The organism is Geminicoccus harenae (assembly GCF_019800005.1).
GTDB classification, from domain to species: Bacteria; Pseudomonadota; Alphaproteobacteria; order Geminicoccales; family Geminicoccaceae; genus Geminicoccus; species Geminicoccus harenae.
Genome location: NZ_JABGCL010000282.1, coordinates 1 through 505 on the forward strand (window position 1 = coordinate 1; position 505 = coordinate 505).

At 41.8% G+C, this 505-nt stretch carries 1 protein-coding gene; it reads right to left on the minus strand.

Features of this window, described 5'->3' with window-relative positions; translation table 11 throughout:
- On the minus strand, positions 1-505 hold a 505-nt coding region (locus HLA95_RS27885), incomplete at both ends, for a hypothetical protein (protein ID WP_222185245.1).

The following is a 505-nucleotide window of genomic DNA, read 5'->3' on the forward strand; positions in this document are numbered from 1 at the left end:
CATATACATAGACGGTGGAATGTATGTGGGAGAGAGTGACGGATGGCTTTTGCAATAGCGGGGTCTTGATCAATGATTAACAATTTAGGTGCGCCAGTAGGCATTGCGGACAGCCATTTCGTGAAAAGCCATACAAAGGATTCAAATGTCTCATCACTGAGGAATGCTGATCCAAACACAATAGATTGGCCATGATGATTGACGCCAATAAACGGTGCGAATATCATAGAATATTTATTTGTATTATATGTTGTGTCGAACACAACAACGTCACCGAAATTAGCATACGAACGGCGAGATATGGCATCTGCCCAAAAACATCGCTTCAACCGGTTGTCATTGTCTCGGTCAATCTCGAAACGAAAGGAAGGATTTTTTTCTTGCTCCGATAAGAAGAATTCATTTAAAGTTTCTGCATCGTGACCTTTCAACTCTTCCCGTACATCTCTACCATGGTTAAGCAGATCCCTAGCTGTACATCCAATATTTTGTATCCCGCCAGATT